17 protein-coding genes are annotated in these 21,152 nt (G+C 47.0%); 8 read left to right on the top strand and 9 right to left on the bottom strand.

Annotated features, from left to right (window positions below):
- Positions 1–106 precede the first annotated feature (106 nt).
- The gene (locus ACR2PX_RS26650) at positions 107–877 is read left to right on the top strand and encodes a sulfite exporter TauE/SafE family protein (RefSeq protein WP_434002388.1); all 771 of its coding nucleotides are present in this window, start codon (positions 107–109) and stop codon (positions 875–877) included.
- 236 nt (positions 878–1,113) lie between these two features.
- On the top strand, positions 1,114–2,190 hold the full coding sequence (locus ACR2PX_RS26645; protein ID WP_434002387.1) for a 3-deoxy-7-phosphoheptulonate synthase: 1,077 nt from the start codon (positions 1,114–1,116) through the stop codon (positions 2,188–2,190).
- A gap of 43 nt (positions 2,191–2,233) precedes the next feature.
- Here ACR2PX_RS26645 and ACR2PX_RS26640 read toward each other — a convergent pair whose 3' ends face one another.
- The gene (locus tag ACR2PX_RS26640; protein ID WP_434002386.1) at positions 2,234–2,680 is read right to left on the bottom strand and encodes a hypothetical protein; all 447 of its coding nucleotides are present in this window, start codon (positions 2,678–2,680) and stop codon (positions 2,234–2,236) included.
- Positions 2,681–2,796: 116 nt separating this feature from the next.
- Positions 2,797–3,276, bottom strand: a complete 480-nt coding sequence (greB, locus tag ACR2PX_RS26635) for a transcription elongation factor GreB (RefSeq protein WP_434002385.1) — start codon at positions 3,274–3,276, stop codon at positions 2,797–2,799.
- 175 nt (positions 3,277–3,451) lie between these two features.
- Between greB and ACR2PX_RS26630 the strand changes: the two genes are divergently transcribed.
- The gene (locus ACR2PX_RS26630; protein ID WP_434002384.1) at positions 3,452–4,702 is read left to right on the top strand and encodes a protein kinase domain-containing protein; all 1,251 of its coding nucleotides are present in this window, start codon (positions 3,452–3,454) and stop codon (positions 4,700–4,702) included.
- Positions 4,703–5,073: 371 nt separating this feature from the next.
- Here ACR2PX_RS26630 and nfuA read toward each other — a convergent pair whose 3' ends face one another.
- The gene (nfuA, locus tag ACR2PX_RS26625) at positions 5,074–5,706 is read right to left on the bottom strand and encodes a Fe-S biogenesis protein NfuA (RefSeq protein WP_434002383.1); all 633 of its coding nucleotides are present in this window, start codon (positions 5,704–5,706) and stop codon (positions 5,074–5,076) included.
- A gap of 185 nt (positions 5,707–5,891) precedes the next feature.
- Here nfuA and ACR2PX_RS26620 point away from each other — a divergent pair, with 185 nt between their 5' ends.
- From ACR2PX_RS26620 to ACR2PX_RS26605, 4 genes are all read left to right on the top strand, one after another.
- A complete protein-coding gene (locus ACR2PX_RS26620) occupies positions 5,892–7,100 on the top strand; it encodes a multidrug effflux MFS transporter (RefSeq protein WP_434002382.1) in 1,209 nt (402 codons plus the stop codon).
- Positions 7,101–7,341: 241 nt separating this feature from the next.
- On the top strand, positions 7,342–11,049 hold the full coding sequence (gene metH / locus ACR2PX_RS26615; protein WP_434002381.1) for a methionine synthase: 3,708 nt from the start codon (positions 7,342–7,344) through the stop codon (positions 11,047–11,049).
- A gap of 391 nt (positions 11,050–11,440) precedes the next feature.
- Positions 11,441–12,826: an MATE family efflux transporter gene (locus tag ACR2PX_RS26610; protein WP_434002380.1), complete on the top strand. Its 1,386-nt coding sequence runs from the start codon at positions 11,441–11,443 to the stop codon at positions 12,824–12,826.
- A gap of 153 nt (positions 12,827–12,979) precedes the next feature.
- Positions 12,980–13,723, top strand: a complete 744-nt coding sequence (locus tag ACR2PX_RS26605; protein ID WP_434002379.1) for a carbon-nitrogen hydrolase family protein — start codon at positions 12,980–12,982, stop codon at positions 13,721–13,723.
- Positions 13,724–13,972: 249 nt separating this feature from the next.
- Here the strand turns inward: ACR2PX_RS26605 and ACR2PX_RS26600 are convergent, their stop codons facing one another.
- The 6 genes from ACR2PX_RS26600 to hppD form a co-directional block, all read right to left on the bottom strand.
- Positions 13,973–14,821: a DUF4892 domain-containing protein gene (locus ACR2PX_RS26600; RefSeq protein ID WP_434002378.1), complete on the bottom strand. Its 849-nt coding sequence runs from the start codon at positions 14,819–14,821 to the stop codon at positions 13,973–13,975.
- A 170-nt stretch (positions 14,822–14,991) separates the two neighbouring features.
- Positions 14,992–15,840, bottom strand: coding sequence for an alpha/beta fold hydrolase (locus ACR2PX_RS26595; protein ID WP_434002377.1), 849 nt, complete (start codon positions 15,838–15,840; stop codon positions 14,992–14,994).
- On the bottom strand, positions 15,830–16,633 hold the full coding sequence (locus ACR2PX_RS26590) for an alpha/beta fold hydrolase (RefSeq protein ID WP_434002376.1): 804 nt from the start codon (positions 16,631–16,633) through the stop codon (positions 15,830–15,832). The genes ACR2PX_RS26595 and ACR2PX_RS26590 overlap by 11 nt, the downstream gene beginning before the upstream one ends.
- Positions 16,634–16,875: 242 nt before the next feature.
- The gene (locus ACR2PX_RS26585) at positions 16,876–18,237 is read right to left on the bottom strand and encodes a hypothetical protein (protein ID WP_434002375.1); all 1,362 of its coding nucleotides are present in this window, start codon (positions 18,235–18,237) and stop codon (positions 16,876–16,878) included.
- A gap of 114 nt (positions 18,238–18,351) precedes the next feature.
- Complete coding sequence (gene phhA / locus ACR2PX_RS26580; RefSeq protein ID WP_434002374.1) at positions 18,352–19,143, bottom strand: phenylalanine 4-monooxygenase; 792 nt, start codon at positions 19,141–19,143, stop codon at positions 18,352–18,354.
- Between the two features lie 130 nt (positions 19,144–19,273).
- On the bottom strand, positions 19,274–20,362 hold the full coding sequence (hppD, locus tag ACR2PX_RS26575; protein WP_434002373.1) for a 4-hydroxyphenylpyruvate dioxygenase: 1,089 nt from the start codon (positions 20,360–20,362) through the stop codon (positions 19,274–19,276).
- Positions 20,363–20,675: 313 nt separating this feature from the next.
- Between hppD and ACR2PX_RS26570 the strand changes: the two genes are divergently transcribed.
- Complete coding sequence (locus tag ACR2PX_RS26570; protein ID WP_434002372.1) at positions 20,676–21,143, top strand: Lrp/AsnC family transcriptional regulator; 468 nt, start codon at positions 20,676–20,678, stop codon at positions 21,141–21,143.
- Positions 21,144–21,152 lie beyond the last annotated feature (9 nt).

Below are 21,152 nucleotides of genomic sequence, written 5' to 3'. Positions count from 1 at the left end.
TACTTCCAAGAATACAAGCCGGTCGCTACAGTTACCAGCGAATCATGTCGGTTTTATCATGATTTCAAACATCGCCTGAGCTACTTATAACTTTAGACCATATTTCATGGACACATTGCTCTACATTTCAGCGGGTGCCGGCGTGGGTTTTGCCGTCGGCTTAACCGGCATAGGAGGCGGGTCTCTAATGACTCCGCTACTCCTTTTATTCGGATTTCCTGCTCACATAGCAATAGGTACAGACCTGTTGTATGCCGCCCTGACCAAAGCCAGTGGCGTTTTCATTCATCACCGGCAAAGGAGTGTTGACTGGCAGCTAGTCAAATTACTGTGTCTCGGAAGTATCCCTGCCACAGTGCTGACTGTATTCCTGCTGAAATATCTGTTCGCCGGAAGCGAACATTATAGCCCGATACTTAGTACCTGCCTTGGCTTTATGCTCACTTTGACAGCACTGGTGCTTATATTTAGCAACAAACTGAAAAAGTCACAGTTTCAAACCAAGGCAAAACTGACAGGTAAGCGATTAAAATACTTCACAGTATTTATGGGAGTGGCACTGGGATTCCTGGTTACTTTGTCATCGGTGGGAGCCGGTGCGCTGGGTACCGCCATTCTTTTATTGCTTTATCCAGCGCTGATTTCAATCAGAGTAGTCGGTACCGAACTGGCTCATGCCGTTCCTCTTACTCTGGTTGCAGGCATCGGTCATATCTGGCTGGGCAACGTCGACTTTAACCTTCTTGCAGCTCTGATGATTGGCTCTCTGCCAGCCATTTATGTAGGTACTAAAATCGGCAAATACCTGCCAGAGAATGTTATGAGAATGATCCTGGCCACGATTCTTCTGGTACTGGGTGTTCGTTACCTGATCTGACTCACCCTGCACTGTGAAAATCATTTCATCCCTTATGAGGTGAAATGATTTTCACAGTAAATGCAGCGACTTAAAATTAAGCAAAATTCTTATTCATGGGGTTGCAGCTGGCACAGCTCTTGATTAGAGTGAACGACCGTCGCTGATCTCTGCAAGCCCGGTTAATCCTTACCCGGTTAAGCAATCTACAGCGCGAACCCGGAAGGGAGCAATAATTAAAGTTGAGAGCGCAATCAATGGCCGTTTTACCGATTGAAAACCTGAACATTGAATCTCAGGACTTACTGGTCACTCCAGAGCAGCTGAAAAGGGAAATTCCCCTGAGCGAAGCTGCTGAGCGTACCATTTCTGAAGGCCGTGAAGTTATTCGCAACATTCTGGATGGCAAGGATCATCGCTTGTTTGTTGTGATCGGCCCCTGCTCTATCCATGACGTTGATGCCGCCATGGATTATGCCAACCGCCTGAAGAAACTGGCGGATGAGCTGAGCGATACTCTCTATCTGGTCATGCGCGTCTATTTTGAAAAGCCTCGTACCACGGTTGGCTGGAAAGGCCTAATCAACGATCCACATCTCAATGATTCTTTCAAAATTGGGGAAGGCCTGCATATTGGCCGACGTCTTTTGATGGATGTTGCAGAACTGGGCATCCCTTCTGCGACAGAAGCTCTGGACCCAATTTCACCACAGTACCTGCAGGATCTGGTTTCCTGGTCTGCCATTGGTGCTCGTACCACCGAATCCCAGACCCACCGTGAAATGGCCAGCGGCCTTTCTTCTGCAGTTGGCTTCAAGAACGGTACTGACGGCGGCCTCGAAGTAGCCATTAACGCTTTGAACTCCGTATCCAACCCTCACCGTTTTTTGGGTATTGATGGCAACGGTCAGGTAGCTGTAACCCGCACCAAGGGTAACAAGTATGGTCATATCGTGCTCCGTGGTGGCAGTGGCAAGCCCAATTACGATTCAGTCAGCGTGACCCTGTGCGAGCAAGAGCTTGAAAAAGCCAACATCAAACCGAATGTCATGGTGGACTGCTCCCATGCCAATTCCAACAAAGATCCAGCCCTTCAGCCACTGGTTATGGAAAATGTAACGAACCAGATCATTGAAGGTAATAAGTCTATCGTGGGTCTGATGGTTGAGAGCAACATTGGCTGGGGTGCCCAGAAAGTACCAGCGAATCTGGAAGACCTGGAATACGGCGTATCCATCACTGATGCCTGCATTGACTGGGAAACAACAGAGAACACTCTGCGTGATATGAATGAGAAACTGAAAAACGTTCTGCCTGCCAGAATCGCAGAATAATCAAACATCTGGCACAGTCAGCTGATGGCTGTGTCAGAATCCTTCAGAACAAATCAAACTGATGCCCCTCAGCAGACTCCTCCGCCTTAGGCTCAACCAGACTGACTTTCAAACCGGATAAAAGATCCATCTGAGATTTAGGCACTTCAGCACAAACTTCATCAGGAAAACCGGTAGAAATCTTACGATCTTTAGGCATATTACTGATTCTTCTGTCCAAAATGGCAGAACATATCGGACAAACTTCTGGCAGAAGATGATTCGTCAATACTTCATAGCGATACGCACCGTGTAAAACTTCAGTACACAGTGTCCGGTCCGCGCGAGATTCAATATCAAGATTGGCTTCTACCAGATGAGTATACTGGGAACCACAGGGTTTAATGATCTGAGCAACGAAGAAATTTGACAGTATGGCTTGCTTATAACGCTTCACAGGTCCTTTATTTACTGGAACAGCCAGAAACAACACGGAAGAAAAAAGGCGCATCACAATACACGATTATGACCGACTGTTATATACCCAAAAACCATCTTAGGTAAAAATACGTTAACAGACTCTTCACCCTGGTTACAAGATGATCACCTGAAACCAGCTCCGCCTGTTTAGTTGAAAGGTTTATATTGTATCTTATTGATATACCAGATCTTATAACCCTCTGGCGTCCTGACTGATACTTCATCATCGACCTGCTTGCCAATCACCGCCCTGGCCATGGGAGAATCGATAGTTATGTGCCCTCTTTTAACATCGATTTCATCGGAACCCACGATTCGACAATGAAGAACCTCCTCTTCCTCGTTTTCAAGCTCAACCCAGGCACCGAAAAAAGCTTTACCTTCCTGCTCAGGCGAATACTCGATCACCTTAACAATATCCAGCCGTTTGGTGAGAAAGCGAATTCTACGATCGATTTCTCTTAACAGCCTTTTACCTTCTTTATATTCAGCATTCTCACTTCGGTCTCCCAATGCCGCAGCTTCAGAAACCGCCTGAGTCACTTTGGGCCTTTTATCTCGCCAGAGGTAATGCAGCTCCTCTTCAAGCTTATCTTTTCCGGCCTGGGTAATAAGATTCGATTTCATTCAGTGTAAATCCATAGAAAACCGGTTTTCTCATAATAATAATGAGTTAAGACAACATCCTAATCAAAGATGGGAACCAATCAAAGCCTGACTTTATATACTCCTCAGCCTGCTCACTCATTTAGCTTACAATTTCATCTATAGTGAAATTATTGATCAATCAAGGACGATCTCCATGGAAGCCCAGGCAAAATCAGGTCCCATTCAGGCTACGAACAAATTACCTACGATAGAAAAACAGTATAAAGAAAGTTGGCTCTACGCATTTTTCCGAGGCATTAAACTTGAGTTTGTAGCCAAGCTTCTACAACTCAAGAGAGTAGAAGTCATGATTGTCCCTATTTTCAACCGGGCAGTAGAATCCAAAGAACCGGTTCCACGCTTTTATGTGAATGACAGACACCTAACCAAAGGAGCTCTGGTCGGTGTCAATGGCCAGTACTGCGTTGAAGCGGGTGACGAAGGCGCTGAGTCAATACAGCGTTGCATCGATCAAAATAACCGATTACCAAACGAAACCCGCAGCTGGGCTCAACTGATTAAGAGCAGTCCTACAAATCAGTTCTCAGAAGAGCAACTTGAAGCGACCTGCACTGCACTTGAAAGCACGGTTAAAGAAAAGAATCTGCAGCTTGAGAAATGGCATTCCAATGAGCTTGAGACACTGCAGAAACTTCATACACAACGAACAAGTGAAGATACTGGCGCCAAATACCTCCCTTCATTAGTTAAGGCTGATGGAAAAGAGTTCAAAGCCTATTCAGGATTACCTGCTGTTCTGACCTGCCCTAAAGCAGGTGAATCCCTGAAACCTTTTGCGGACCGACTTAAACCCGTTATGGAGTGTATGGTCTATACCCATAGCAAAGGTTATTCCCATGGCTGTGTCAGTAAGGAATGTGTAGTTGAACACGAAGGACAAGTTAAGCTGGATGGCTTTGGTATGGCAAAGCAGCAACAGGCATCAGCTGAGCCCCATGATGAAGCCATGATGAACAGAGTAAAATACTTTTCTGACACCATTTTCAATGTGCCTCATCCTGAACTCCTGCCACCAGAAGCCTTTACCCATGCAAAAGGTTATGAGACAGCTGGCGACATGTGGGCACTGGGTATCTCCCTCGCCCACTGGATTGCGCCGGAAGCTTGCCAGAAAATAACGGATGAATTCAAAGGTGAAACCCTGCAGAACACGGGCAAGCTGGAAAAATCTAAAAATGCCCTCATCGAATACAGCAATAAACTCCGTGAAGCCTGCAGTAAGACATTGACAAGAAATACTCGCTCTGGGCATCGTTTCATGATTTCAGAGCTTCTACCTAAACTCCTGGAAGCGAATCCTGAACAGCGAATCACTGCAGAGAAAGCTTTAAGCCATCGCTGCTTCCAAGAGAAATGGGATAATCCTAACCCCCCCAGAAACTAACCTTGATGCACCACTCACGATATTAATGCGGGCTGATTAACAATCAGCCCTTCCTTATATTTCTGAACTTTTTAATTTGCACAAAGTTATGTTTTTTAGCATTATCAGTAAGTAATATGATTGTATAATATTAAATATTGATAATTAGAGGTTTTTCACCTTCTCTCAAAGCAATCTGTTCCCTAAGCCACATATTCAACGGGGATGCGCTACCGCCGATGGTTCACCTTTAAAATGGAACAACCTCATGATCTGAATTTCCACCTAACGTTAAGCCGCGACTCTCTACCAAACGCTACTCATATGAGAACACTTTCCTCTGGGTATAAAAAAACCGGCAAAGATGCCGGCTTTTAAAAGAGCCTTACTTCTTACTTGAAGTAAGCATTCTCGGTAATACTGTGGTCTGTTACATCCCTCACACCTTTCAGTTCAGGGATACGCTCAATCAGTGTTTTTTCTACGCCGTCTTTCAGAGTCAGATCCACTGCACTGCAACCCTGGCATCCACCGCCAAACTGCAGAATAGCAACACCCTCATCAATCTCTACCAGAGAAACCACACCGCCATGGGAAGCCAGGCCAGGATTGATTTCTGTCTGCAGGAAATAATTGATTTTCTCATCCAGTGGACTGTCTTCACTGACCTGAGGCAGCTTGGCATTCGGTGCCTTGATCGTTAGCTGCCCACCCAGTTTGTCTTCAGAGAAATCAACGGTAGCTTCGTCCAGATACTGTTCACTTTTTCCTTCGACATGGCAATTGAAGTATTCCAATTCCATAACCAGATCCCCTTCCTTCTCCTCACCTGGCTTGCAGTAAGCCAGACAGGTTTCAGCATAAGGAGTGCCAGGCTGGGTAACGAACAGACGAACACCAATACCCCCAACACTCTGCTTCTCAAGCAGGGTGGCCAGGTATTTTTGTGCTGCTTCCGTGAATGTAATATTCAACTCAAGAACCCTCTCATCATTCTGTGGCCATTCTATGCCATTCGACGCCATGTTGAAATCCCCACTAACCCACTCGGGTATTCAAACTGCGGCAGGCTGCAGCCCATTACAGTAGTTGTCTCCCTCTTTTTTCGCGTCTTACTGTTCTGATGTAAAATTGTACGATTGCTCCTATCTTAAAAAGTCTGTACCCTTCGCGCTCTTTTTCCCAGTCGGAACCTGATAAACGGACGTTCATGAGCGCATTGAATACAGAAAAACACCCCATTGCTGTTCTGGTGATCCTGACACTGTTTGCCATTGTTGGCCCAGTGTCTATCGACATATTCTCACCTTCTCTACCTGCCATTACAGACTATTTTGGCAGTGACAGCGCCACCACCCAGTGGAGTGTCGGCATCTTTATGCTGGGCTTTTCCCTGTCCATGCTTATCGTAGGCCCACTGGCTGATCGACTGGGCCGCAAAAAAACACTGATGCTGGGCTATACCCTCTATCTGATAGCTACTGCTGCCACGCTGCTGACAGATAACATCTATTTGTTCATAGCTGCCCGCTTTGCCCAGGCCCTGTTCGGCTGCTTTGGTACAGCGATTGCCAGAATACTGGCCAGAGACTACTTTCAGGACAAAATGGAAGTCCGCATGTTGTCCTACATCAGCGCCTGTTTGATAGTAGCGCCCATGCTAGCGCCCATCATCGGGGGCTTTATCCAGGAATACGCAGGCTGGCAGTATAACTTCCTGGCTATGGGCGCCATGGCCGTCATAGCAATGCTGGGGTTGCTCTTCATACCGGAGAAGCATCAGGTATCGAAAAGCACCGGCAGCCCTATTCTTTCAGGCTACAAAGAAGTACTAACCGACTGGCGCTATCTTCGCTTTACCATTGCGGCTGGCACGGCTTTTTCTGGTGCCTTTGTCTTCGTAGCCGGAGGCCCGTTTGTCATGATCAGTCAATTAGGCCTGGCTCCAAAACTTTATGGTTTTCTCTTTGCTGCAGCCATTGCAGGATACTTGTTTAGTGCCTCCTTCGGCCCTAAATTAAATGATCTGCTGGGTCGTGAAAAAAGCACTCTTTTAGCCTGGACCACATTAGCTGCAGGAGCCCTGATTTCATTCGCCACCGCATGGTGGAGCAACGGCAGCTCAATTCTTGGCTATATGGCAGGTATCGTCGTCTTTGAACTGGGACTGGGTCTTTTCATGCCATTGTGCCAGGCCAGAGCGACAGAACACATGAGCAAAAATGTCGGTACCGCCGCCGGTCTGATATTTTTCATTGAAATGCTGTTAGCCACCCTAGTCAGCGGGCTAGTAGGTTCACTGCCCGAAATGGGAACACTGACCCTGGCGAGTGTCACCCTGGTTGCCACCCTGGCTGCCGGTCTCAGCCTTCGTAAAAGCTCCCGCAATGAGGTTCAGGCTTCAGCACAAACGGCCTGACTTGCAACCATGCAAAAGAGGCATAGCCCTCTTTTGCATACTCCCATGATCTTTCACTCCCTCTATTCCCAGTCTTTCCCCCCTTCCCATTGTTATGTTCACTTAGGAATAGACACTCTAAGGCGTATTTCTGATACCATCGCTCTTCTGATAATACCTACAAGCAGCCATGAGCCGTCAAACCAAATTCCTGATGGCCCGTTTCATGGTAATTGAGAGAACTGGCCCGGAATCTGTACCCATGCCTAACAGCCAAGAAAGCGCACACCTTCTAAGAGCAAACCTTCTTAAAGAGCAATTAGAGAAACGGATTCTGGTCCTAGACGGTGCCATGGGCACTATGATTCAAGGCTATAAACTGGAGGAAGGGGACTATCGTGGTGAGCGGTTCGCTGATCATGGCTGTGACCTGAAAGGCAACAATGACCTTCTTTCCCTGACTCGCCCTAACATCATCAAGGAAATTTACCAGTCCTATCTCGATGCCGGTTCTGACATTCTTGAAACCAATACTTTCAATGCCACCACTATTGCTATGGCAGACTATGAGATGGAACATCTCGTACCGGAAATCAACCGGGAGTCTGCTCGTATTGCCAGAGAAGTCGCAGACGCGGCAACCGCAAAGAATCCGAACAAACCACGTTTTGTTGCCGGTGTACTGGGACCAACCAACCGCACGGCCTCTATTTCACCAGACGTGAATAACCCTGGCTTTCGAAACACCAGCTTTGAAGAGCTGGCCATTGCCTATCGTGAAGCGACGATCGCCCTGATTGAGGGTGGATCCGACATCATTCTGATCGAAACCATCTTCGACACCCTGAACGCAAAAGCGGCTATTTATGCCGTGAAAGATCTGTTTGATGACCTGGGCTATGAACTGCCTATCATGATCTCAGGAACCATAACTGACGCCTCGGGTCGTACTCTGTCTGGTCAAACGACGGAAGCCTTTTGGAACGCAATTGAACACGCCAACCCTATATCAGTAGGTTTGAACTGTGCGCTAGGCGCAGAAGAACTGCGACCGTATCTGGAAGAGCTTTCCAACATTGCAGATACCTACGTCAGCGCTCACCCCAATGCGGGGCTGCCTAACGCATTTGGCGAATACGATCAAACACCCGAAGAAATGTCTGCCATTGTTTCAGAGTTTGCCGAGTCAGGGTTAGTCAACATCATTGGTGGCTGCTGTGGTAGTACCCCTGCGCATATAAAAGCCATTGCTGACTCAATGGCCTCTATAGAAAGACGACAAATTCCAGAAATTACACCGGCCTGTCGTCTGAGTGGCCTGGAACCTTTTAATATATTTGATGATTCCCTCTTCGTTAACGTTGGAGAGCGTTGTAACGTCACAGGTTCTGCCCGCTTCAAACGTTTGATCATCGAAGAAGATTACGACACTGCTCTGGATGTAGCCCGCCAGCAGGTTGAAAACGGTGCTCAGGTCATCGACATCAACATGGATGAAGGCATGCTGGATGCTAAAAAGGCCATAGTGACCTTTTTAAATCTGGTGGCCTCTGAACCTGATATTTCCAAAGTCCCCGTCATGGTGGACTCCTCAAAATGGGATGTTATAGAAGCCGGGCTGCAGTGCATTCAGGGTAAGGGTATCGTTAACTCCATTAGCCTCAAGGAAGGTGAAGAAATCTTCCGAAAGCAGGCACGTCTATGCCGTAACTACGGCGCCGCCGTTGTTGTCATGGCATTCGACGAAGTAGGTCAGGCAGACACTGAAGCTCGTAAAATAGAGATCTGTACTCGATCCTATAACCTGTTAGTGGATGAACTTGGATTCCCACCTCAGGATATTATCTTCGACCCTAATATTTTTGCCGTGGCGACAGGCATTGATGAGCACAACAATTATGCTGTGGACTTCATCAATGCTACACGCTACATCAAAGAGAACTTACCACACGCCTTGATTTCCGGCGGTGTCAGTAACGTATCTTTCTCGTTCCGTGGTAATAATCCGGTACGTGAAGCCATTCATGCAGTCTTCCTCTATCACGCTATCAAAGATGGTCTGACCATGGGAATTGTTAATGCCAGTCAGCTGGAAATTTATGAAGAAATTCCTGCTGAGCTAAGAGAAAAAGTTGAGGACGTCATCCTTAACAAAGATGATGGAACCACAGAAGCCCTTCTCTCCATTGCTGAAAACTATCGCGGTGGCGGTAAAGGCGAAAAGAGAGTAGAAGATCTTGCCTGGCGGGAACTGGACGTTAACAAACGTCTGGAACACGCCCTGGTAAAAGGCATCAACACCTACATTGTTGACGATACTGAAGAAGCCCGACAGTTAGCTGAACGCCCTATTCACGTTATTGAAGGCCCTCTCATGGATGGCATGAACGTGGTGGGTGACCTGTTTGGTGCCGGTAAGATGTTTCTTCCCCAGGTGGTAAAGAGTGCCCGGGTTATGAAACAGGCGGTTGGCCATCTGATTCCCTTTATTGAAGAAGAAAAAGACGGTGAAGTGAGGTCCAATGGCAAGATACTGATGGCCACCGTAAAGGGCGATGTACACGACATTGGTAAAAATATTGTCGGCGTGGTACTGGCCTGTAATAACTTTGAGGTTATTGACCTTGGCGTAATGGTACCTTGTGAGAAAATTCTGCAAGTTGCACGGGAAGAAAACGTCGACATCATCGGCCTCAGTGGCCTGATCACGCCCTCACTGGACGAAATGGTTCATGTTGCCAGCGAAATGCAGCGCCAAGACATGCACCTTCCCCTTCTGATTGGCGGCGCTACAACGTCCCGAGCTCATACTGCGGTTAAAATTGAACCTCAGTTTCAAAATGATGTTGCACTTTATGTGACTGATGCGTCACGCAGTGTCGGCATTGCTACTCGATTAATGAGTAATGAATTAAAGCCCGCTCTGATTGATGAAACACGTACTGAATATCAGAAGATTCGAGTACGCTATGAAAAAAGAAACAACAAACGACAATTACTGACTTACGAAGAAGCTGTCGATAACCGCTTTGATCCAGGTTGGAAAAACTACGAGCCCCCTGTCCCTTCTTTCACCGGTGTTAAAGTATTTGACGACTACCCACTGGAACAACTGGTTGACTACATAGACTGGACACCTTTCTTCATAACTTGGGATCTGGCGGGTAAATTCCCCAAAATTCTCGAAGATGAAATAGTGGGTGAGGCCGCTACCAGCCTTTTCAACGATGCTCAGGCTATGCTGAAAGACCTTGTTGAAAACAAGAAGATCGGCGCTCGAGCAGCGATCGGTTTCTGGCCTGCTGCCCAGGTAAACCATGATGACCTGGAAGTCTATACCGATGAGGATCGCTCTGAAGTAAGGACTCGGCTGCATCATCTGCGTCAACAGAACCCAAGACCCGATGACAAGCCAAACTTCTGTCTGTCAGATTTTGTAGCACCGAAGGCCACAGGACTGAAAGATTACGTAGGCGGGTTTATTACCACGGCCGGTATTGGTGCTGATGAACTGGCAAAGACTTATGAAGAAAAGGGTGATGACTACAACAGCATCATGGTGAAAGCGCTTGCGGACCGCTTTGCAGAAGCTTTTGCAGAACATATGCATGAGAAAGTTCGTAAGGAGTTCTGGAACTATGCTCCGGATGAATCACTGAACAATGAAGAACTGATCAAAGAGAAATACTCCGGTATTCGCCCTGCTCCCGGTTACCCGGCTTGTCCCGATCACACTGAAAAAACAGCACTGTTTGAATTGTTGAACGGAGAGGAAAGCACTGGCGTTAATCTGACAGAACACTTTGCCATGATGCCTGCAGCCAGTGTCAGTGGTTGGTACTTTTCTCACCCTGACTCCAAATACTTTGGTCTGGGCAAGATCGCCAAAGATCAACTGACTTCCTATGCTGAACGCAAGGGTATGAGTCTGGAAGAGGCCGAACGCTGGTTACGCCCAAGTCTTGAATAAGTCAGGATTAATTAAATCAAGCAGGAACAGATCGATGTAAGCATTGACCTGTTCCTGTCACTGACATTTTTAATCAGGGATAAGATCATTCTGGTAGATGGTACCCAGTTCAAGCATATTCTCACTGGAACCCTGTCCTCTTTAAGGAAGAACACTTATTATTTTTGAAATAACCGTCAGCAAGAGAGACTGACGCATCAAATTCCTATGCTCGTCAGGAGTAAAATATGAATAACCAATTCCATAACTACGACGAATCAGCATAAGAACACATAAAGCGTAGTTGATACTTTCCTTATCAACCGTCCATTTAGAATGCGCATTTCCGAAGCCTGACAGGTATTTGTACCCAAAAAAGATCAGTAGCATCCGCCACTGGCAGGTGACACAGATGCTGATAAACGCATACAATTTGAAAGAAACATCTGCAAAGTCTGAGGTTTGCTTGAAACAGCGCGTTACTACCATACTGAAATTGGGCACCCCCATCATCATCGCGATGCTGTCTCAAAGCCTCCTGAATCTTGTCGATGCCGCGCTGGTCGGACCTCTAGGCAAAGAAGCTCTAGCAGCAGTGGGAGCTGCCAGTTACGCAAATTTTGTTGCTCTTTCTCTGGTCGCAGGACTCTCTGCTGGTGTTCAGGCTCAAGTAGCCCGACGGTATGGTGCTGGCAACAGCCGTCACTGTGCGACACCGGTCAATCATGGCATCATCATTGCCCTGTTCTTTGCACTGCCTATAAGCTTTTTGCTGATGCTGTTAGCCCCCTGGATACTGCAAATATTTAACCAGGGTGAACTGGTGCATGACACGGCTGTTATCTATTTTAGAATTCGCGTTATGTCCCTGACTGCTGCAGCACTGTGCCTTTCTTTCAGAGGCTACTGGAATGGCACAGGCAAACCATCAGGCTTCCTGCGCATTCTGGTGATTTCTCATCTGTTCAATGCTGTGACGAGCTTTTGTCTTATTTATGGAATAGGTCCATTTCCTGCAATGGGGGTTGCCGGGGCAGCACTGGGTACTTTCCTGGCTATGTATCTGGCCGCCATACTGAATATGTTCAGTCTTTCAGGTACCGCAAAAGACCACGGCTTTATGGATTTCCGGTTTTTACTGAAGCGTGATTTCAAGCAGACAGTTCGATTAGTTCGACTGGCAGTCCCGGATTCTCTCCAACAAATGTTGTTCTCATTTGGCTTTATGATGTTGTTTGCCATCATTGCCCAGATGGGAACCAGTGAACTGGCCATTGCCCATGTCTTGATGAATATTTCACTGTTGTTGATTTTGCCAGGTATTGGCATGGGGATGGCCGCCAATACCCTGGTGAGTCAAAGCCTGGGAGCGGGAAAACCCGATAAAGCCTGGCGATGGGGCTGGGATATTGTCATGGTGGCAGCCAGTGTTCTGCTCTTTCTGAGCCTGCCTTTACTCTTTGCACCTCAATTCCTGTTAGGTCTTTTCCTTCATCAGGAATCCCTGGTTGAGATGGGTAAAATTCCGCTACAGCTTACCGGTATGAGCATTTTCCTGGATGCCGCCTCTCTGGTATTTACCCAGGCATTACTGGGGGCAGGTGCCAATCGCACTGTTCTCAGTATTAGAGCGGCGGGACAGTGGTTAATTCTGTTGCCTTTATGCTGGCTGGTAGGGCCGGTACTTGGTCTGGGTCTAACCGCCGTCTGGCTGGTTCAGGCTTTGCAGAGACTGATCAGCTCATTGGCTTTTGTCATGGTCTGGCAGACCCGGAAATGGGAAAGAATCACTGTTTAGAAAGAGAATAGATAGATTACAGTTTTAAGGACATCCTGCTTTCTACGAAACCCGCCAAAAAGAAAACACGCTTTGGCTGCACAACCTCTTTATATTAACAGTGCAGCCTTAAGTTAAGGCAAGCCACCGTTTGAACAAATCAGTCTAGAGAAAATGAATAACTTCCGAATCGTCTCTGCCCAAATCCCCATCAAAACATCTGATATTCAGTACAATATCAATAGCCATCTCAACGCCATTCATGAAACATCCCGATTTAAGCCTTCGGTTATTATCTTCCCGGAACTCTCTCTGACGGGATATATTCCGGAAAAAGCAGAGAAGCTGTCTTTCACAAAAGATGATCAACGACTTCAGCCGCTGGTCCGAGCTTCCAGAGAGTATGGAATTATTATTGTTGTCGGCACCCCACTCCGCTGTGACTCAGGGCAATTATCTTTAGCTTCCCTGATCTTCAAACCAGACAGTTGCGTAGAACATAACTCAAAGATTCATCTCCATGGAACTGAACAAAATTATTTTCAAGCGGGGAAGCAACACAAGTTGATCTTAATTCATGATGAGACGGTGGCATTGGGCATATGTGCTGATATGAGTCATTCAGATCATGCAGAACAATGTACAAAAATGAGAGCAACGGTTTACGCTGGCTCAGTGTTAATCTCAAAGCAGGGATACGACAAAGACTCAACCACGATGGCATCTACCGCAAAAAAGCATAACATTCTGCTAACCATGGCGAATCATAGCACCCCAAATGGCAGCTGGACTCCTGCTGGACAAAGTGCTGCCTGGGATGAGAATGGACTTCTGGCACAAGCTGACTCTTCTGAAAAAGCCTTACTCATTTCAGAAAGAAGTTCTGGAATCTGGAAATCATACGTCGTTTATTTCTGATAACTTAGCTCGATTTTTACAACCAAGTGCCAGCTCATATCGACTGCAGACAGTCTAGTGTTCGAAATTAAAATCCAGCTGGATAACAACTAATAGAGTAAAATCCAGTCAGACTGTTTTCTCCCGAGTCTGGCTGGAGCGATCGAAAAGAAGGCTTATGATCTGTCATCGTTAGGTCATTTTAAAAGATGAGAACCTTCTCAACTATTTTTCTCAACACTATGAGCAATGACAGAGCATAGACTTATTTTATTGAAGTACTTGCCAGTGGATGAAGCCTTCTCCCTGATCCCCAACAATAGACTGGATGCGAAAGCGATTTGAGCTGATGCCATCTTCCTGCAGTTTCGACTGAAGAAGATTCTGTAACTGCTCTAACTGCCTACTGAGGCTATCAACTTGAGAGACTCGCCCAGCAGAAGCCGACTCAACCGTAATCAATAACGGTTTAGACTGTTTTCCAAAGGCTGTAAGTAGCACCTTATACGCTTCCGAGCTGGCTAAAGCAGATACACTATCCGGCAACGATGGTATAAAAACCTGATTATTCCGGTTGGCTTTTGTCTTACCTACTGTAAAAATATCGACCAGGGCATATTCCCTTTTATTACCTCTTTTCACGGTATAAGTCAGGTAATAGACTGTTTTTCCCGCAACATCTTTTTGTCCCAGAAAATAGGCCTGCTCTTTATCAAGGCCATACAGACGGGCTATATCAAAAATATTATTCGCCCAGAAATTACTGTCACCACAGCTGAAACGATCACAACTGAAAACAGGCGTGACACCCAGCTTTTCAAACTGACCCGTAAAAAAACGATACGCTTCATCACTGCTTTTACCATTGGGGAGAAGATACAGTTTTCTATCAAGAGAGCCATCAAGCCACTGCTCTGAGTCCGCTGTAACCACGCCATTGACCTTCTTCATTGAGCTGCTGATGACCGGATAACTGGTCACGTGCTGCTTGAGCTCCAGGTCAAGTTTGGCATTGGGAAACGGCGCTATTTCAGTAGCAAAGACGGTAGCAGGCAAAAGAAAAACACCTGCCAACATAAAAGAGGAGGTTTGTTTTAATAAAGAATGAAAAATGGCCATAGATTGCATTTCACTCCTGACCCAGGAAATAGCACTTTTTTTAGACTTTTAAGACACTAGTACGAATCCAGTGGCCTGTTTTCCAATCAGCGATATTTCCGGCTTATGGCTAATAGAATCACCAGGGAAGCCACTGGCTATGACTCCCATCAGCCTTCAGCCTAACACAGTCAAGAGCTCATAACAGTATTCACAACGCTGGCAACAGATTCAGTTTCGCCGTCCATATGAAAATGGTGGGAACCCGGCATGGGATAAAACTGAATAGGTTCGAGACGCTCACGATGAGGTTCAATAAGCGCATCAACATAGCCTTCCTTCGCATAAAGCATATGAGCGTCACAACGCATCTGTTCTGCAAAAGCCAGTGCCTGATCTTCTGTAAAACGAGTGGGTGAAGGCAGATTCAGACGCGGATCTGTACGCCAGGTCCAAGCATCACCATCCTGGACCAAAGCACGTTCCACCAGCAAGGCAGAAGAGTCACGACTCACCGGAAATTGTCCCAGACAACGTACACGGACAGCGTGCTCCAGTGATCGATAACGATTGACGGGCTTGCCTTTTCGGAAGGATTTACGTTCCTGGATATAAGCGGCTAATGCATTGGGGGCATCTTTCGGCTTTCGGGGCATCGGGAAAAGACCATCCAGCATAATAGCCTTCTCAACCCTCTCACCCAGAACGGCTGAAGCCATCACAGACACTATGGCTCCCATGGAATGCCCCATCAAGCTGAATGACTCCAGCTCGAGAGTGTCGACGATCTCAACCAGGTCCTCAACATAGTGCCAGATAGAATAATCCACTTCATCCGGACGATGAGACGAACGTCCATGACCTGCCTGATCAATGGCAATCAAACGAACACCTTTCAGAAAAGGCGCCAGTGGTGCAAAACTGGCCGCATTATCCAGCCAGCCATGCAAGGCGATCAGAGGCTTTCCATGAGGGTCACCCCATTCCTGACCCGAGAAGCTCATCCGCCCAATACTGATTTCAATGTCCCTAGGCTCCATAATTTTCTCCTGTCAGCCTCTCTATCATACGCTGGACACTCTTTACTGATGCTTCCGGATACTCCAGAGGAAACAGGTGTCCACCAGGCGTACTTTGCATTTCCAAACCTGTCAGATAGCGATGTACCCAGACTCGCCTTCGTGACAACAGGTCACTGCCCTCGCCATAAATCATGGATGATGGTACCCCAGGCTTCTCTGCGCTGGGAAAACGATCAGGCAAGTTGGCAAAAATAGCTGCTTCTATAGCAGGATCAAACTTCAAACTAAACCCATCACTGTGACAATTCAGACCATAATCCACATAATCTTCCAGGCAGCGTTCATCAAACTGAGCAAACAGGGACTTGGTACGAAAATAATCCAGTGCTTCCTGCCGATCGTCCCACTGGGCTTTTCTTTCAGAAGCTCTGCGAGAAGGCGTTATACGACCAATGATCCCCAGCTTTTTTGCCATCCGGATATAACCACTGTCCAGAGGGGTCATCAAGGGGGCATCCAGCAGCACAACCGCTTTATACAGATCGGGTCTTCGTCTTGATGCAAACCAGGTCAGTGTCCCACCAAAAGAATGCCCCAGACCAATGACAGGCTGATCGTATCGACGCTCAAGCTGGTCAATCAGTTCGTCTACCAGGTGTTCCCAATGATCACTCACGGGATAATCGGGATTGTGGCCATGGCATTCCAGATACTGAATCTGGAACTGATTCTCCAGGGGAGTCAGAAATTGGCGGTAGACCGGTGCAGGAAATCCATTGGCATGGCAAAAATGTATCGAATCCTTGCTCATTTTTTGAATGCTTTGAGACGAACGACGGCGACATCATGTCACATCTAATGACTGAAAAAATACCCTAAACATCGTATAAAGAAGTCTGAATGGTATAACGGTTGCGAAAGCCAATACCTTCTCTCATAGAGCTTTGACCCTTACTTCAGAAAGTAGCCCCGCATGAACGCCGAAAAACTATCAGGAACCTAAAGGTAAAGCAACCGTAAGACAGGCATGAAACATAGAGTTATGATTGGATATTATATGTCAGACTGATTCACTGGAAGGTTATTGATACGCTTCAGGATACGATCCAGCATAGCGGGATACAGTGGATGCCGGATCAGATCTTCATAGGCAGAAGTTGTCAGCCCCTGGGGCAACCAGCTGACATCTGGCATATAAACATGCTCACCCCTGTGCTGAAGAATATAATCTTGTAACCAGCGAGCCCTGAACTCATTCTCAGTCGCCAGGATGGCAAATCGAATACCTGCCAGATCGGCCACCAGATCTGAAAAACTGAAACCACTGCCACCCGCTCTGGCGTCTTTTCTCTCTTTGCTGACACCGATATTCAGAGCTGACTCTTCGTCCAGTGTCAGAGCCAATGCGGCACTGATCATAAAGTGCTGGGAAAGGTCCTTTCTGCCTCGAAGCAGAACAGGTCTTGAAAGCGGATAGGGTTTCATACCCGGTGCAAGAAAGACTCGTGTTGATGGATCAGCCAATTGTATGGCCATGGCCCTGAGCATTCTTTCATTCTCTTTGACCGCATTGCCCCCTTCCAGGCTTCTTGCCCTGGCTAATCCCATCAAAGTATGCAGCAACTTTGAAAACTGAAGCTCAGTTCCACTTTGCTGCGCAGCAGCCGCTGCAATGACATCCAGGTAGAGTTGAATGGCTTGCTTTTCTTCCGGAGAACCCACCATCAGACTCATGGCTCTGGCCTTCAGCTGTTCTCTCAGCTCGTTTCCTGAGCGATAAACCAGTGCAATCCGTCTTGAAGTGATATCAAAGGACTTTACCGAGCCGGTCACTGCCTGCCAGAAAGCAGCTTGCTCATATGTGAGAAATGGAATCAGAAGATGATGAAACGAAAAGCTTAACAGCCAGCCCGGAAACTTTACTTTACCCACTTTGAGTGAGTCCAGCCTGGGCAGCTCCTCATGCTCTGAGAATTCAATGGTCAGATTGAGATAAACCTCCTGGTCAAATAGCGATCGAACAGAAGCTCTGACAATCACAGATTCATCATTAAAATGAGAGGCTACCCCCGATATCGCCAACACTTTCTTACCTGAGATACGAACCCTGTTTGCCAGATAAAAAGTCAGGTCTCTAATATCTTCAGGCTCAATGATCAGTCGGTTCAACTGCTCCTGTTCGAAGGCATCTCGGATATGGGTCATCCACTCTTCGGTATGAGCATAGGAGTCTTTGCCACCGCCACCTGAGTAGCGAATATCAGGTTCTTCAGAAACGGCCAGTATCAGAACAACAGACAAACCACCTATAAACAGCAGCAATAGAGCATTAAACCAAATAAAAATCTGGGGAACAGAAGGTGTTCTCACATTGAATGAGCGAAATGAAGGGAGTTTGCGGAGCCTTTTGCTCATGATCACCGCCATAAACCTGGATACGGGGTTTATCGACCAGACATCATGAAAATTTCATTGAATTGACAACCTTCTACCCAAACTCAACACATCCCTGTGCCAGCAGAGTTCTGTTCAGGCTGTCTTGGGTGCGAACTTAGGCTCCAGCAGACCCAGCTTCATCGCGTCATGAACTTTGGCCATCAGATCCATTTCTGTCAGGCTGTGCAACTCAGAGAGTGACTGAATAATGAAGTAAACGGGCTGAAGAATATCGATCCGGTACGGGGTTCTCAGAGCAGCCATCAAATCAAAGGGCTGACGTACTGGCTCACTGCTTTCCAGAGCATAGATCGTTTCCTTGAAACTGGATAAAATCCCGCCTCCATAGATCCGCAGACCTTCGTCGGTACTGACCAGGCCAAACTCGACGGTCATCCAGTACAGTCTCGCAAGATAAACCCTTTCTTCCTTGCCGGCCTTGAGACCCAGTTGACCGTAGATCTCGGTCAATTGAGCAAAATCCGGGTTCGTCAGTAATGGACAATGTCCGAAAATCTCATGAAAAATATCCGGCTCCTGAAGATAATCCAGTTCCTCAAGGGTTCGGATAAAAGTAGCAACAGGAAACTGGCGATTGGCCAGTAATTCAAAAAAACGATCAAAAGAAATCAAGGCAGGTACCCGGGCTACCGACCATCCCGTGCACTCAAGCAGCTTTTCATTAATATCATTTAACTGTGGAATTTCTTCAGCAGATAGACCGAGAATCTCCAGTCCCTTGAGAAATTCGGGGCAGGCCCGGTTGTCGAGAGCCTTGATCTGACGTTCATAGAGTATTCGCCAGGTTTCATGCTCCTCGGCAGGATACTCAATAAAGCCGTGCTCGTCTGGCTTTCGGGCTACATAGTTAGTGGGCTTCTTCAAACTGAAATTCCTTTTTGAGAAAACGCATTATTTCTCAGAGCTTTGAATCATGCACTTTTGATGCCTGATCCTGCTTTAGATCAGGTAGAGGATTATGTTCTCCACCTCTACCTGAGAAATAGCAGAAAAATCAGTTGTCCTGCAAGACCCCTCTGCGGATCTGATCCCGCTCCATGCTTTCAAACAGAGCCTTGAAGTTACCTTCACCAAAACCTTCGTCGCCCTTACGCTGGATGATCTCGAAGAAAATCGGCCCAATGGCGGTTTCAGTAAAAATCTGCAGTAGCAGACCGCCATCAGCGGTGGGGGCACCGTCCATCAGAATAGCTCTGGTTTTCAGGTCTTCAACATTTTCACCGTGCCATGGCAGACGCTCATCCAGCATTTCGTAGTAGGTTTCTGGCGGTGATGTCATGAACTTCACTCCCAGATCCCGCATTCGGTCGACTGCGTCGTAAATATTGCCGGCTGTCAGGGCGATATGTTGAATACCTTCTCCCTGGTATTGCTTGAGATATTCCTCGATCTGGCTCTTATCATCAGAAGATTCATTAATGGGAATCTTGACCTTACCGCAGGGACTGGTCATGGCCCGGGACTTCAATCCGGTCAGTTTGCCTTCGATATCAAAATATCGAATTTCGCGGAAGTTGAAGAGTGTTTCATAAAAGCCTGCCCACTTATCCATGTTGCCACGGGCCACATTGTGGGTCAGATGATCAAGGACTTCCAAACCAACGTTAGAAGCACTGCCTGAATCCTTCGCAAACTCAAAGTCATCATCATACATACTGCCAGCTGGCCCATAGCGCTCCACCAAATAAACCAGCGCACCGCCAATACCCACAATGCAGGGAACTTCCTGACCGTTGACAGAGTATTCTGACTCCCCCTGCTCTGCCCCAAGACTCAGGGCTCGTTCAAGCGCATAGTCCGCATCAGCCACGCGAATACCAAAAGTGCACGCACAGGGGCCATGCTTATCGTGGAAGCGTCGACCAAAGCTACTGGCATCACCATTCACCAGAAAATGAATATCACCCTGTTTGTAAAGCGTTACATCCCTGCTTTTGTGGTGAGCTGAAGCCTGAAAACCCAGGCTGGAAAAAAACGTATGAAGTGCAGCAGGTTCTGCAGAAGCAAACTCTACAAACTCGAAACCGTCTGTCCCCATAGGATTGATGTCAGAAACCTTTGCAGAATGGCCAATACCTTTCATGAATTACCCTCATATTCTTGATGATTCGGGCTAACTGTCCCTGTAAAGTCCGCTATGCTGTCTATCGGCCAACCCTGGCGCATCAGCAATTTATTCGATTCTTATTGAGCTCATGGCTGCTTAGACCCTGAATGGCATATCACCTCATTCAGGGAAAGACGCATAAGTGGCTACAACCGAGCGAAAGTACTCATTGAAAGAGCTGCATCCACTGATTAAATAGAGTATAAAAGGGTGGTCATGCAAAATGGTTGCGACATAAAAAGTAATAAAACAGGATCATGCAATTTCATTGCATGCCAGGACCGTGTTCATGATGGCTGAAACATTAGATAAGTACGACGTGAGTCTTCTGGATAGCCTGCAGAAGGAAGATAGCGTGTCACTGGCAGACCTGGCCCTCAGGGTTAATCTGTCCAGTTCCCAATGCTCCAGACGGATTAGCCGCCTGAAAAAAATGGGTTATATCAAGCGGCAGGTAGCACAACTGAACCCTGTTGCTTTGGGGCTTGATGTGTCTGCATTTGTCACAGTCACTCTGGAAAAGCATGGTAAACATTCAGCAGAAAGCTTCCAGACATCCATCCTTCATATGGACCCGATACTGGAGTGCCACTCCATTACCGGCGACGGAGACTATCTGCTCAAAGTTATGGCACCTAACAGTCAGTCGCTGAATGAATTTATCATGAAAGAACTGCTGACCCTGCCCGGAGTCAGCCATGTCAAAACAGCCCTGGCTCTGGCCTCGGTTAAATCCACTACAGCGTTGCCTTTGTGAACTGAAAGA

Origin of the sequence: Endozoicomonas sp., assembly GCF_051008435.1 — a bacterium.
Taxonomy (GTDB): Bacteria; Pseudomonadota; Gammaproteobacteria; order Pseudomonadales; family Endozoicomonadaceae; genus Endozoicomonas_A.
The sequence above is the reverse complement of the archived record's forward strand: the minus strand, read 5'-3'. Positions and strand labels throughout refer to the sequence as shown.